At 34.2% G+C, this 12934-nt stretch carries 12 protein-coding genes and 2 pseudogenes; 4 read left to right on the forward strand and 10 right to left on the reverse strand.

What is annotated here, in order from left to right; genetic code table 11:
• Positions 1 to 48: 48 nt before the first annotated feature.
• From gloA to HW423_RS00320, 3 genes are all read right to left on the reverse strand, one after another.
• The gene (gene gloA, locus HW423_RS00310) at positions 49 to 429 is read right to left on the reverse strand and encodes a lactoylglutathione lyase (protein ID WP_218929972.1); all 381 of its coding nucleotides are present in this window, start codon (positions 427 to 429) and stop codon (positions 49 to 51) included.
• Between the two features lie 67 nt (positions 430 to 496).
• On the reverse strand, positions 497 to 904 hold the full coding sequence (cdd, locus tag HW423_RS00315) for a cytidine deaminase (protein WP_218929973.1): 408 nt from the start codon (positions 902 to 904) through the stop codon (positions 497 to 499).
• Between the two features lie 124 nt (positions 905 to 1028).
• Positions 1029 to 1295 carry a glutaredoxin gene (locus HW423_RS00320; protein ID WP_138405436.1) on the reverse strand — a complete coding sequence of 89 codons (267 nt, stop codon included), beginning with the start codon at positions 1293 to 1295 and terminating at the stop codon, positions 1029 to 1031.
• A 175-nt stretch (positions 1296 to 1470) separates the two neighbouring features.
• On the opposite strand from HW423_RS00320, the gene HW423_RS00325 reads away from it, so the two are divergent.
• The gene (locus HW423_RS00325; RefSeq protein WP_218929974.1) at positions 1471 to 2316 is read left to right on the forward strand and encodes a DUF368 domain-containing protein; all 846 of its coding nucleotides are present in this window, start codon (positions 1471 to 1473) and stop codon (positions 2314 to 2316) included.
• A gap of 70 nt (positions 2317 to 2386) precedes the next feature.
• Here HW423_RS00325 and HW423_RS00330 read toward each other — a convergent pair whose 3' ends face one another.
• Positions 2387 to 3385: a LacI family DNA-binding transcriptional regulator gene (locus HW423_RS00330; protein WP_218929975.1), complete on the reverse strand. Its 999-nt coding sequence runs from the start codon at positions 3383 to 3385 to the stop codon at positions 2387 to 2389.
• A gap of 247 nt (positions 3386 to 3632) precedes the next feature.
• Between HW423_RS00330 and malQ the strand changes: the two genes are divergently transcribed.
• Both malQ and HW423_RS00340 read left to right on the forward strand, forming a co-directional pair.
• Positions 3633 to 5273 (forward strand): 4-alpha-glucanotransferase, encoded by a 1641-nt coding sequence (malQ, locus tag HW423_RS00335; protein WP_328803103.1) that lies wholly within the window; start codon positions 3633 to 3635, stop codon positions 5271 to 5273.
• Positions 5274 to 5362: 89 nt separating this feature from the next.
• Positions 5363 to 7648 carry a glycogen/starch/alpha-glucan phosphorylase gene (locus HW423_RS00340; RefSeq protein WP_218929977.1) on the forward strand — a complete coding sequence of 762 codons (2286 nt, stop codon included), beginning with the start codon at positions 5363 to 5365 and terminating at the stop codon, positions 7646 to 7648.
• 63 nt (positions 7649 to 7711) lie between these two features.
• Here the strand turns inward: HW423_RS00340 and HW423_RS00345 are convergent, their stop codons facing one another.
• A complete protein-coding gene (locus tag HW423_RS00345; RefSeq protein ID WP_218929978.1) occupies positions 7712 to 8176 on the reverse strand; it encodes an S-ribosylhomocysteine lyase in 465 nt (154 codons plus the stop codon).
• 210 nt (positions 8177 to 8386) lie between these two features.
• Positions 8387 to 9412 (reverse strand): annotated as a pseudogene (locus tag HW423_RS00350) (glycoside hydrolase family 3 N-terminal domain-containing protein); the annotation flags it as partial.
• Between the two features lie 4 nt (positions 9413 to 9416).
• On the opposite strand from HW423_RS00350, the pseudogene HW423_RS00355 reads away from it, so the two are divergent.
• Positions 9417 to 9602 (forward strand): annotated as a pseudogene (locus tag HW423_RS00355) (IS3 family transposase); the annotation flags it as partial.
• An 82-nt stretch (positions 9603 to 9684) separates the two neighbouring features.
• On the opposite strand, the gene HW423_RS00360 reads toward HW423_RS00355, so the two are convergent.
• The 4 genes from HW423_RS00360 to HW423_RS00375 all read right to left on the reverse strand — a co-directional run bounded on the left by HW423_RS00360 (position 9685) and on the right by HW423_RS00375 (position 12918).
• Positions 9685 to 10389, reverse strand: coding sequence for a FadR/GntR family transcriptional regulator (locus tag HW423_RS00360; RefSeq protein WP_218929979.1), 705 nt, complete (start codon positions 10387 to 10389; stop codon positions 9685 to 9687).
• 96 nt (positions 10390 to 10485) lie between these two features.
• Complete coding sequence (locus tag HW423_RS00365; protein WP_218929980.1) at positions 10486 to 11313, reverse strand: metallophosphoesterase; 828 nt, start codon at positions 11311 to 11313, stop codon at positions 10486 to 10488.
• Positions 11314 to 11429: 116 nt separating this feature from the next.
• A complete protein-coding gene (locus HW423_RS00370; protein WP_218929981.1) occupies positions 11430 to 11930 on the reverse strand; it encodes a PTS sugar transporter subunit IIA in 501 nt (166 codons plus the stop codon).
• 70 nt (positions 11931 to 12000) lie between these two features.
• On the reverse strand, positions 12001 to 12918 hold the full coding sequence (locus HW423_RS00375) for an aldo/keto reductase (RefSeq protein ID WP_218929982.1): 918 nt from the start codon (positions 12916 to 12918) through the stop codon (positions 12001 to 12003).
• Positions 12919 to 12934: the final 16 nt, after the last annotated feature.

A 12934-nucleotide genomic window follows, 5' to 3' on the forward strand; every position in this document is an offset into this window, starting at 1 on the left:
ACCGCTACAAGCTTGAATTCAAGCTTGTAGCGGTTTTTTGGTGTCTTGTTATTTGTTAGACATTACTTCTAAACGGTATCCATCTGGATCTGTAATAAAGAAGTATGTAGTTGAATTATCTGATAAAGATTTCATTTCTGTCATTTCATAGCCAGATGCTTTCGCTTTTTCGAAAGTTTCTTCTAAGTTATCAACACCTAAAGCTAAATGACTGAATCCATTACCGATTGTGTAAGGTTCTGAATCATAATTGTAAGTAAGCTCTAATTCAAAATCACTTCCAGGAACCGTTAAGTAAGACAAAGTAAATTCATCTTCTGGAAAATCTTTCTCACGACTCACTTCAAAATCAAATACACCCATATAGAATTCTTTTGATGCTTTTAAATCTTGCACACGAATACAAGCATGTAGTAATGTTTGTGCCATTCTCTCACTCCTCATTTATAATAAATTAAATATATCAGACAAACGAATGACAAACAAATTATTGGCTTTACATATCCATCGTTGAGAATGCAAATGGTACTAAACCTTCCACACTAGTTTCTAAAACTTTACCATCTTTACGCGTTAAGTATACTGGTGTCTCGGGTTCACAAAATTCGACCATCACTTGACGACAAATACTGCAAGGTGGTAGAAAATCATCTGTATCTCCAGAAACCGCAATCGCTTTAATTGTTTTAGGTTGATAGCCTTGACTGATTGCTGTGAAAATTGCGCTACGTTCTGCGCAATTAGTTGCACCAAAGGAAACGTTTTCAATGTTGACCCCAGTAAATAATTCTCCATCGTTCATTTCGATCGCTGCACCAACTCTAAAATTTGAATAAGGAGAATACGAATTAGGTTTAATATTTATTGCTTCTTCAACTAAATTATCTATCTTTTCTTGCTTCATACTAACACCATCCTTTTATTTGTAACTATATTATAGCTTATTATCAGTTAAAATAATTATTTTTTGTCAAAGAAAGTCTTTTAAGTGAAGAAGTTACCCCTCACTTAAAAAACTTTATACATGACTAGTTATCAAATTTATTTCTTAATTGTTCTCCATCAAAAAGGTACTCTTTATCTTCTGTTACTAAAACTGGGATACCTACTTGATTTGTTTCTTTTTTATCATTAAAGACAGCTTCATTATCACGAACTGCCAAGAATTCTTTTAGGTTAGAAATCGATTCAGTGATATTCACACTTTTGAAACGAACCTCTAAACGGTTCAACTCATTTAGAAACGATTTGGTGTCTGGACATACATCACTATAATATAAAATATTGTTTTCCATTTTTTCACTCCTATTTTTTACCTAATTTATTTATACGTTACATTCATCATAATTTCAACTATTTTGATTTGCTCATCATTCAACTTTTAAGTATAATTGGACAGTGAGTGATAAAATTCGATAGAAAAAACTTGAATTCTATTTAATATTTATTGTCATATTAATGGAGGTAACAATGGAAAAAAATGAAAAAAACGATAACCAAAGTTGGTTGCTTCGTTTCGTAAAAGGGATGTTTGTTGGATCAGGCTTTATTGTTCCTGGTGTCAGCGGGGGTGCTCTCGCAGCAATCTTCGGTATCTATGAAAGAATTATTAATTTTTTAGCTAACATCACTAAAAACTTTAAAGAAAATGTTCGCTTCTTTTTACCAGTTGGTATTGGGGCGTTGGTAGGTATCGCCATTCTTTCTTGGGGTATTAGTTACTTACTTGGTTCTTTCGAAGTCATTATTACTTGGTTCTTTATTGGTGCTATTGTTGGAACTGCTCCGGCTCTTTGGGCTGAAGCTGGAAAAGAAGGCCGTGATAGAAAAGATTATATAATTATGATCATCGCTTTTGTTTTCGGTATTATTCTACTTGGTTTTGGGAATCAGCTATTCAATGGTGCGGTTCAACCAAGTTTTATTGCTTGGATGGTCTGTGGTGCTTTAATTGCTTTGGGAATCTTAATCCCCGGAATGAGCCCATCAAACTTTATTCTATATATGGGATTATATCAAGCAATGGCAGACGGATTTAAAACTTTTGATTTGGTTATCATTATTCCAATCGGAATTGGTGGTTTAATCACTATTTTATTACTTGCTAAAGTGATCGAGAAGATTTTCAGTACAAATTATAGTGAATTCTTCCACTTTATCGTTGGAATTGTGTTGGCATCAACTTTAATGATTGTACCTCTTGGTTCAGCATACGCTGGCTTTGGCTTTTTACAATTCTTGATGTGTTTTGTATTATTCACACTGGGTGCTCTTTTAGGCTGGTGGATGTCACAACTAGAAAATCGTTATAAGTAAACTAATATTTAATAAAGCTCCTCATTTATCCTGATAGTGGATTAACTGAGGAGCTTTTTGGTACAGCTGATTATAAGACTAATTCTGCTTCGACAATTTCTTGGAAATATCTTTGTGTATTATTCTCAGCATGCTTAAATGTAATTATGTCTAAAAGCATCGACAGTGCGCTATTTCCTAATTTTTGAGCATTAATATCCATGAATAACTCGTGCTTTTCACGAGTTTTATGAGACTCATATGCTTTAAAAGTTGCCATTGGAATAGGCTCTTTTCCAGCTGTTTCCCAGCCAGAACGAATCCCCCGAGCAACCAGCTGGTCAGCTATGACCACCCCATCTAGTTCGGGCAATTCTAATAATTTTTCAACTAACTGATATCCTACGTTTGATAGGAATTGAAACTCATTAAATACAAGCGACTGATCCACTTCTATCCCATGCTCTTCAAGCGCTTTACGATACCCTTCATATCTTAATTCGATAAAGTTTAACGACTTCTCTCCCCCAACAAAAGCAATCTTTTTCCCGCCTTGCTTAATAATTTGAGAAGTTACTTCGTATGACATGTCCTCATTGTCATTATCCACTGAGTTCACTGCTTTAATTGATGGCGTTCCAATAACAACAAAGGGAAAATTAATATCTTTTAAGAAGTGAATAATTTTATCATTTATTTTTGAATAAAGAAAAATCAATCCATCGACTTGTTTACCAAATACCATAGTTTTAATTCGATCCAGTCTCTCATCTTCCGTATTTCCTGAACTTAAAAGTAATGTATACTTTTCTTCATTCGCCACTTCATTCATACCACGTAATACAGTTGGAAAGAATGGATTTTGATAGAATGTATCTGTATTATCAGGCAATACTAAGCCAATAATACGTGAGGTACTATTAACAAGACTTCTTGCGTTCATATTTGGATAATACTTTAATTCATCCATAATTGTTCTAACTTTTGTCTTTGTCTTTTCACTGATTGATGGGCTATTTGATATAACCCTAGAAACAGTAGAGGGAGAAACTCCTGCTACTCTAGCAACATCCTTTATTGTTACTGACATTTTTACACCTCAATCTGATAATTTGCCCCTTTTACGCAAACGATTGCGTTTTTTTAATTATACTGAAACATTGTCTTTAAAGCAATCATAGACTGTAATAAAATATTTTAATCGCTTTCACTACGAAAACGTTTGTTTTTTATTTGTTTCTCTCGTATAATGGAATTGCATTAATTATTACATCTCCTTTTCGTTATGTAAGAGTTTTCAGTTATCTTAGCGAAAGCTTTTGCATAACGGAAAGGATATAAGAAATTTTTTTAGTAGGAGGTTACACAATATGACACGTACAAGTGGTGTATTAATGCACATATCATCATTGCCAGGCCCTTTTGGCATTGGAACGTTTGGACAATCTGCTTATGATTTTGTTGATTTTCTAAAAGAGACGAAACAAACACACTGGCAAATTCTTCCGTTAACAACAACCAGTTACGGTGACTCGCCTTATCAGTCCTTTTCAGCTTTTGCGGGTAATACCTATTTTATAGACTATACTCTTTTGGAAGAAGATGGTTTATTAAAGAAAAATGATTACGAATCAGTCAATTTTGGAGATGATCCTGAAAAAGTGGATTATAGTTTAATTTACAAAGTTAAACGCCCTATCTTAGAAAAAGCTGTGAAACGGTTTATTGAACTGGGCGATTTTGACGATTACTACCACTTTGAAGAAACAAATAAGGATTGGCTCATTGATTTTAGTGAATTTATGAGTATTAAAGAAAGTTTCAATGAAGAACCTTGGTATAACTGGGATGAAGCGAGTATTAATCGAGAACCTGAAACAATGAAGGAATATCGTGAGACGCTCAGTGATCAAATTACTTATCATAAAGTGACTCAATATTTATTCTTTAAACAATATAATCAATTAAAGAAATATGCGAATGACAATCACATTCAAATTGTTGGGGATATCCCTATCTACGTATCTAGAGATAGTGTAGAAATGTGGGCAACACCTCAATACTTCAAAATGAAGAACAAAGTAGAACCAACGCACGTTGCTGGAACACCGCCAGATAGCTTTTCAGATGACGGACAATTCTGGGGGAATCCGATTTATGATTGGGAATATATGAAGGAAAATGGCTATGACTGGTGGATTTGGAGATTAAAAGAAAGCTTTAATCTATACGATGTTGTTCGTATTGACCATTTCCGTGGATTTGAATCTTTCTGGGAAGTTCCTTACGGATCAAAATCATCGGCAGCGGGTCAATGGACAAAAGGTCCTGGTTATGACTTATTCAAACATATTACTGATGCCCTTGGTGAATTAAATATTATCGCCGAAGATTTAGGTTTCATGACTCAAGAAGTTATTGATATGCGTGATAAGACTGGTTATCCTGGTATGAAGATTTTACAATTTGGTTTCAATGGTTTCGAAGATAGTATCGAACTACCCCATAACTATATTCCAAATACTGTAGCTTATGTGGGAACGCATGATAATATGACTGCTCGTGGATGGTATGAAGATACTACGAACCAAGCAATGAGAGACCAATTAGATTCTTACTTAAACAGACGTCCTGGAGAAAAAATCTCTGAAGCATTAAACCGTGGAATCGCTTCTTCTGTGAGTGATTTCGCCATTTACACAATGCAAGACTTACTCGATTTAGATAATAGTGCCCGAATGAATGAACCATCAACCATTGGGCATAACTGGCAATGGCGTATGTTAGACGGTGCGATTGATGAACCTCTTAAAGAGTCATTAACTAAACTCACTGTCGAGTACTTCCGTGCACCTCGACAATATAACCCTGAGCAAACTGAAGAAAACACAGATGAATACGTTGAGTTGGAAGCATCAGACGCTAAAGGTGAGTATCACCCAGCACCAGAATTAGATGATGTGGAAACCGATATATAAGAGTTATTATTATCTATTTACTTTTATAATCAGTAATATATAAATGTAGTGCGTTACTTAAAATAGATCAACCCATAAAGGAGTTCAAAATGAGTATTTTAGAAAATTATGTTTTAGATAACTTTGATAAGCCGATTCGTGAGTGTACGGATCAAGAGATGTATAAGGTGTTATTAGATCTTGTTCGTGACAAATCTCGTGAATTACCTACAAATGATGACAAAAAGAAGAAATTATACTACTTTAGTGCGGAATTCTTAATTGGTAAATTATTATCAAATAACTTATTAAACTTAGGTATTTACGATGAAGTAAACAATGAGTTAATCGCCAATGGTAAAAACATCATGGACATTGAACAAGCAGAATTAGAACCTTCATTAGGTAATGGTGGATTAGGTCGTCTAGCAGCATGTTTTGTCGATTCAATTACAACTTTAGGTATTAATGGTGATGGTGTAGGGCTGAATTATCATTTTGGTTTATTTAAACAAGTCTTTAAAGATAACCAACAAACTCAACTCCCTGATCCATGGATTACGGAAGAATCGTGGTTAATTAAAAACGAAAAATCATATGAAGTGCCATTCAATAACTTTACTTTGAAATCAACTTTATATGATATCGATGTCCTAGGATATAATAGTGATACTCGAAATCGTTTACGTCTGTTCGACTTAGATTCAGTAACAAGCGATATTATTGAAGAAGGAACGATTCACTTTGATAAGACAAATATTGAAGAGAACTTAACATTATTCTTATACCCTGATGATTCAGACCGTGAAGGAGAATTATTAAGAATTTTCCAACAATACTTTATGGTATCGAACGGTGCGCAGTTAATACTTGATGAAGCAGTTGCTCGTGGAAGTAATTTACACGATTTAGCAGAATATGCAGTCATTCAAATTAACGATACCCACCCTGCTTTCGTTATTCCAGAAATGATTCGTCTATTAACACAACGTGGTATCGATTTTGATGAAGCCATTCAAATCACTCAATCATTGACAGCATTCACTAACCATACAATCTTAGCTGAAGCTTTAGAAAAATGGCCAATAGATGAATTAGAACAAGTTATGCCAGAAATTGCGAACATTATCCGTGAATTAGATAATCGTAAAAAAGATGAATTCCCTAATAATCACGCCGTATCAATTATTGATGAACACGACCGTGTACATATGGCACATATGGCTATTCATTATGGTTACAGTATCAATGGAGTGGCTGCATTACATACTGAAATCTTAAAAAATTCAGAATTAAAAGCATTCTTTGATATTTATCCGAATAAATTTATTAACAAAACAAACGGTATTACGTTCCGTCGTTGGATTATGGACGCAAATAAAGAACTTGCTGACTTCATTGATGACCTAATTTCAGATGAGTGGAGAACTTCAGCGAATCTAGAACCATTATTAGACTTTAAAGATGATGAAAATGTCCTTACTAAATTGCGTGCAATAAAGTTTAATAATAAACAACGTCTAAGTCATCGATTAGAAACTATGCAAAATGTTACGATTAACGAACATTCAATTATTGATGTTCAGATCAAACGTATTCATGAATACAAACGTCAACAAATGTTATTACTTTATATCATTCATAAATACAATGACATTAAGAATGGTAACATTCCAAAAACACCAATTACAATTATCTTTGGTGGTAAAGCTGCAGCAGCTTATACAATCGCAAGAGATATTATTCATGCTATCTTAACTGTATCTGAAATTATCGCCAATGATGATGAGGTCAATGAGCATTTCCAAGTAGTTATGGTAGAAAACTATAACGTAACGCATGCACAGTACTTAATTCCGGCTACAGACATTTCAGAACAAATTTCGCTCGCATCTAAAGAAGCAAGTGGAACAGGTAACATGAAATTCATGCTGAATGGTGCCTTAACATTATGTACTTTAGATGGTGCTAACGTTGAGATTGCTGATTTAGTTGGTGAGGAAAACATCTATATCTTCGGTAAACGAAGTGAAGAAATTGTCGATTTATATGCTACAAATGGTTACAACGCTCGTTCTTACTATGAACGCGAAACAATTAAACCATTAGTTGATTTCTTAATGAGTCCTAAGATGCTTGAACTAGGTAACGAAGATCGCTTATCTCGCTTACAGTATGACATGATTAACAAAGATTACTTCATGGCTTTAATTGACCTTGAAGAATTCATTGAAATCAAAGAGAAAGTTTATGAAGATTACGAAGACCACGATACGTGGACTCGTAAAGCATTAATTAACATTGCTAAAGCAGGATTCTTCTCTTCAGATAGAACAATTAATGAATACAACCGTGACATCTGGCATTTAGAACAAGATATTAAAAACGTAAATTAATATAATGTTTTGATACATGAGCAAAAGGGCAATTCCGTTTGGATTTGCCCTTTTTTTGTTCAATTAAATAACTTTACGTTCAAATGGATCGATACTAATTCCGTCATTCAATACTTGTTTTGCATATTCTTTTGCTGCAAATAACGAGTGGTCTTTATAATTTCCACATTCGATTGCTGTTGTTGCTTCGATCACATCTGCTTCAATAATTATATTTAAGACTTTCTCTAATGCTTCTGCAATCTCTTCTGGACTGTGATCATTCCAAGCAACCATGTAGAAACCAGTACGGCATCCCATTGGCGAGATGTCAATAAGACCTTCGATTTCATCACGCATATGAATTGCTAAGAAGTGCTCTAATGTATGAACAGCACTTGTTGGTAAAGCATCTTTGTTAGGTTGTAGGAATCTTAAATCATACTTCTCAATTACTGCTCCCTTTTCATGCTCTTCTTTACCCGCTAATCTTACATAAGGTGCTATTACTTTGTTATGATCTAACGAAAAACTTTCTACTTTAGCCATTATCATTGTCCTCCTTGTTTTATATAGACGAATTCTTATTTTCTTTCATATCATATCTTAACATATCCTAGAATAAAAGGTCATTTAAGAAATATTTGAGAAAAAATTCCAGCAAGCACCGGGGAGATGCTTGCTGGATCGGAGATTTTGAATGATTTAGTTATATTATTTTCTATCTCTTTAAAGTTTTGTATCCCATAAACCACAAAATTAATCTACTGAGCTTACACCTTTGAATTCAGATTTGTCAGCTAATTTCTTAACTCGTTCTTCCATTGTTACTAACATACCATCGTAAGTATTAATGTAAGTCCCTACTTGTGGAACGTCAGCTAAATCGAATGAATTTTGTACTAAAACATAGATAGTTGGATTTCATGTACATAGAATGAGCTATCTGGAGTACCTTTAGATGCTGGCCAAAAGTACGTTGGATAGTACAAGCACTGTTAACATCACCTACGTTAATGATTAAATCATAATTTACAGTTAAGTTAAAAATGGGTTGTTTTTGAGCATAAACGTTCGAAATAGCTGCTCAACGTTCTTCTTCAGGTAACTTCATGATTTTCTCTTGAGTTGATTCCCAAAATGATACTTCATGTCTACGTTCTTCTAATAATCTTTCAAGTGGTCATGTGCTTTTGGTTTATTACCAGCGATCATAGCACCGAATCCACCTTTAATACCTGAAATTGGTAGTAATAAGATACGTTTGTAACATTCTGGTGTAACTGGGAATAGATCTTTTTGTTTATCTTTAACTAGAGTGATTGCTTTATCTGCAACTTCACGAACAACTTCTGTGTTAGCTTCTGATGCGATTCTTGATAGAGCCTCTTCTTTTGGTAACATAATTTCTTCACGTGGAGTGTTATGTAAACCGATTTTAGCTTTAAGACCTAAAGTACGACGAATTGCATCGTGTAGTCGTTCTTCAGTTAATAGACCGTTTTCTAGTCCTTCTTTCATCTATTGGAAGTCTTCATCTGGATCATTGAAGAATAAGAATAAGTCACATCTAGCTTCAATCGTTGTTGGTAACATTTCACGACGAGGTAATGAAGCAGTCATCGCTACCATGTGTGAAGCATCTGTTACGATAATACCGTTAAATCCAACTTTACCAAGTAATAATTCGTCTAATAAAGTCTTGTTTAATGACGCTGGTAAGAAATCATCTTCATCACGTTCTGGGTGTAATGCTTTTTCTTATTCTGGTAAGTGAATATGTCCAGGAGGGAACTGTCTAGATAATGCACCGATGGAAAACTTTTTTGGTTTATTGAAGCAAGAAATTTACTACGGTGAAACAATTGAAAGTATCGGGGAGTTAGAAGCACGAATCAGATCATATATTTACTGGTACAATCACGAATGTATTAAAACAAAACTAAACGGCCTGTCACCTATTCAATATAGGTGACAGGCCACTTAGAAAAATATTCGATTAAAGTCCTTTTTTAAGGTTCACTACATTCAGTGGTGTTTTCAAGTTTGTCTACTTTTTATTCTTTTTTCAAGTTGTTTTTCTTATTTTGTGATAAACTTCTGCGGTTCGTTACAATATGAATTCGCATCACATCTTCCGCTAAAATCGGATCCCTACTTTTAATTGCATCCATAATCTCTCTATGCGATACAATTGTTTCGTCTTTGATTCGGTTACTTGTGTAGTAATCATAATAACGAGAAATCGATTGATTAATTATCGAAACTAAGTTTGACATAGCTACGTTGCCACTCATTTCAGAAACTAACTTGTGAAATTCAATATCCTTCTCAATATGCTCATCACTAAATGCGCCAATTCTTTCTTCAATTTCCAAACGTATTTTGTCTAATTCTTCAATTTGCTCGTCTGTTGCATTTGTTGCAGCTAGGGCAGCAACACGTGGTTCTAAAAGATATCTAATCTCAAATAAGTCTTCTGTTAGTTTAAGTGTATCCTTAACGAAGCTAAAGCCAAGTGGATCATCAACAATTCCTGTATTCTCACTGACATAAGTTCCTGAGCCTTGTCTTACTTCAAGAATATTACGTGACACAAGCGCACGGACAGCTTCTCTTAATGTACTTCGCCCGACATTCACTTCTTCCGCTAACTTATATTCGTTTGGAAGCTTATCTCCTGTGGTTAAATTATTCGTAATTATATAGTTTAAGATAGACTCACTTGTTTGTTCAATTAAAGACTTAGCAGTCCCTTCCATTACCCTTCCTCCATATCATCTGATGACTTCAATCTTATATTACACTTTTTTTACATTATTGCAAATGCTTTCAGTGTGTTTTTATCGGTTTTAACCTCATTTTACATCATATATGTATAGGGAATTTTGGATTTCTTTACGCATATCCTTGGAGCGCCATTCTTTGACATAACCTAATGAATTCGTGATGTATAACGTTCCTTTTCTTTCAACTTCCCCTCTAAAATGAACATGTCCCATAATACTTTTCTCTATAGGATATTTTTCATATATGAGATTTATATCATCTGTAGCAATATAAGCATTAAAAAAATCGAAGACTCGATGAGGTAATGGCATCGTAAATTTTGGAATAGTAATCATATGAGTGACTAAAATGTAGCTTTCAGCATGCAGTTTTTGAATATCTTTTTCGATGACTTCTGCAAAGTACTTCGACATTTCTGGATCTTCTTTTGGCCATTGGATATATTTCTTATCCTGCCAAGTCACACCTTTATAGCGTCCTTTTTTAATTTTGTCTAAGCTAAATTTTTCTTTATTATATTTCACGTAATTGTACCAAGCTGTATGACCGACCAAGCCAACGCGTTTGGTCAACATTATAGGAGATTCAATGAGACATTGAGGATGTTCTTTGTATCTTTGGTAGATAGCCATTGTGTTAATATTTGCTCTATCCGTTTCACGGTCCCACAAATCGTGATTGCCTGGAATAAAGTACACCAAAGTATTCGCTTGTTCCTGTAAGGCTTCGACAAAATGCGTCGTGGCCTTATAACTATTCGCAATGTCGCCACCAATAACAAACATTTCCAATTCATTCTTTTTTATTTCTTCTGTCAATACGTCAACATAGTCTTGTACTTCATACGTAAAGTTGTCTACATGTAAATCTGAAATAAAGCCTATTCGCATATTCATTCGCCTCCTTTTATTTATAATCTTGTGAAATATAAAAACGGTCCTTGTTTGTTATAAATATGCTCTTAAAGCACAGTATATAACAAATTAAGAACCGTTTCCTAATTAATTATCTATTATTTTAATTTAATAGTGGCTACTAAATCACCTTTAGACACTGTTCCGCTTGCTTTAACATCGATTTTATCAATAACTTCTGCACCGTTTGTAAATACTATAATCATATCTTTATCTTTGTCGTTCTCTTCAAGCTCAGTTAGGTTAACATCGGCAATATTATCACCTTTTGATACTTGCGAATTTTCATTTACGTGAATTGTAAATGGCTTACCTTCCAATGATACAGTATCAATTCCCATATGTAATAAGATTTCTAATTCACCAACAGTGAAGCTCACGGCATGTTTTGTTGGGAAGATATTATCAACTTGACCATCAACAGGTGAATTAATTGTCCCATGTGTAGGTCTAATCGCAAAGCCGTCTCCCATCATCTTTTGAGCAAAAACTTCATCTTGTACATCTTCAATATTGACAAATTCCCCGTCACACATTGCATAGACATTAACTTCTTTTACTACTTCTTTTTTATCTTTCTTCTTAAAAAAATTAAACATATCTCTTTACCTCCTATTATTATTCACTTTAATTATACGATTAAAGCGCTCTATTACAAAATAATATCACTTAGGGTAACTTTCTTCCGCCACTTTTATAAATGTCATACCATTCTTGCTTAGTCAAATTAATTGAAAAAGCCTCACTCATATCTTTAATACGTTTAGGTGACATCGATCCAGCAATCGTCTGCATTTTAGCTGGATGACGATTAATCCAGGCAATCACAATCGCTTCTAGTGAAACGTTATAGTGTTCAGCTAAATTTTTCATCACCTTAGTCATTTCTTGATAGTCAGGATGATTAATAAATAATCCTTCACTCAATGAAACTTGAAACGGCGACCACGGTTGAATCGTAATATTATTTAAGCGGCAATACTCAAGAATGCTTCCATCATGATTAACTGACAAGTCATTCGTCATATTCACATTAAACCCTGCATCAATCATGGGTGTATGAGCGGGTCCAAATTGTAATTGATTGGCTATGAGTGGACGATTCAAGTGTTTTTGTAATAACTTGATTTGCCCAGGATTTTGGTTTGAAACACCAAAATATCTCACTTTACCACTCATATATAATACATCAAATGCTTCTGCCACTTCTTCTGGCTCCATTAAAGTATCGGGTCTATGAAGTAATAACATATCTATGTATTCTGTATCCAATCTTTCTAAGATACCGTCTGTCGCCTTCATAATATGTTCTTTTGAGAAATCAAAGTAGCCATCACGAATACCTACTTTAGATTGTAGTATAATGTCTTCTCGTCTAACATCTGAATCTTTAAGTGCTTGGGCGAACAGTATTTCCGATTGACCTTTTCCATAAATATCTGCGTGATCAAAGAGTGTAATTCCTTGTTCAAAGGCCGTATTAATGACTTCAACAGCTTTCTCTTTTGATTCATCTGCCATTCTCATACACCCTAAGCCTAATTGACTGGCTAACAGTTGTGAAGATCCTATCTTAATCTTTTCCATTACAATCCACCTTTAT

It is taken from the genome of Ruoffia halotolerans, assembly GCF_014049385.1.
Taxonomy (GTDB): Bacteria; Bacillota; Bacilli; order Lactobacillales; family Aerococcaceae; genus Ruoffia; species Ruoffia halotolerans.

What these genes read in the sequence shown, in the direction of transcription:
- gloA (WP_218929972.1), bottom strand. Translation starts at nt 429, where the DNA reads ATGGCACAAACATTACTACATGCTTGTATTCGTGTGCAAGATTTAAAA.
- cdd (WP_218929973.1), bottom strand. Translation starts at nt 904, where the DNA reads ATGAAGCAAGAAAAGATAGATAATTTAGTTGAAGAAGCAATAAATATT.
- HW423_RS00320 (WP_138405436.1), bottom strand. Translation starts at nt 1,295, where the DNA reads ATGGAAAACAATATTTTATATTATAGTGATGTATGTCCAGACACCAAA.
- HW423_RS00325 (WP_218929974.1), top strand. Translation starts at nt 1,471, where the DNA reads ATGGAAAAAAATGAAAAAAACGATAACCAAAGTTGGTTGCTTCGTTTC.
- HW423_RS00330 (WP_218929975.1), bottom strand. Translation starts at nt 3,385, where the DNA reads ATGTCAGTAACAATAAAGGATGTTGCTAGAGTAGCAGGAGTTTCTCCC.
- HW423_RS00340 (WP_218929977.1), top strand. Translation starts at nt 5,363, where the DNA reads ATGAGTATTTTAGAAAATTATGTTTTAGATAACTTTGATAAGCCGATT.
- HW423_RS00345 (WP_218929978.1), bottom strand. Translation starts at nt 8,176, where the DNA reads ATGGCTAAAGTAGAAAGTTTTTCGTTAGATCATAACAAAGTAATAGCA.
- HW423_RS00360 (WP_218929979.1), bottom strand. Translation starts at nt 10,389, where the DNA reads ATGGAAGGGACTGCTAAGTCTTTAATTGAACAAACAAGTGAGTCTATC.
- HW423_RS00365 (WP_218929980.1), bottom strand. Translation starts at nt 11,313, where the DNA reads ATGAATATGCGAATAGGCTTTATTTCAGATTTACATGTAGACAACTTT.
- HW423_RS00370 (WP_218929981.1), bottom strand. Translation starts at nt 11,930, where the DNA reads ATGTTTAATTTTTTTAAGAAGAAAGATAAAAAAGAAGTAGTAAAAGAA.
- HW423_RS00375 (WP_218929982.1), bottom strand. Translation starts at nt 12,918, where the DNA reads ATGGAAAAGATTAAGATAGGATCTTCACAACTGTTAGCCAGTCAATTA.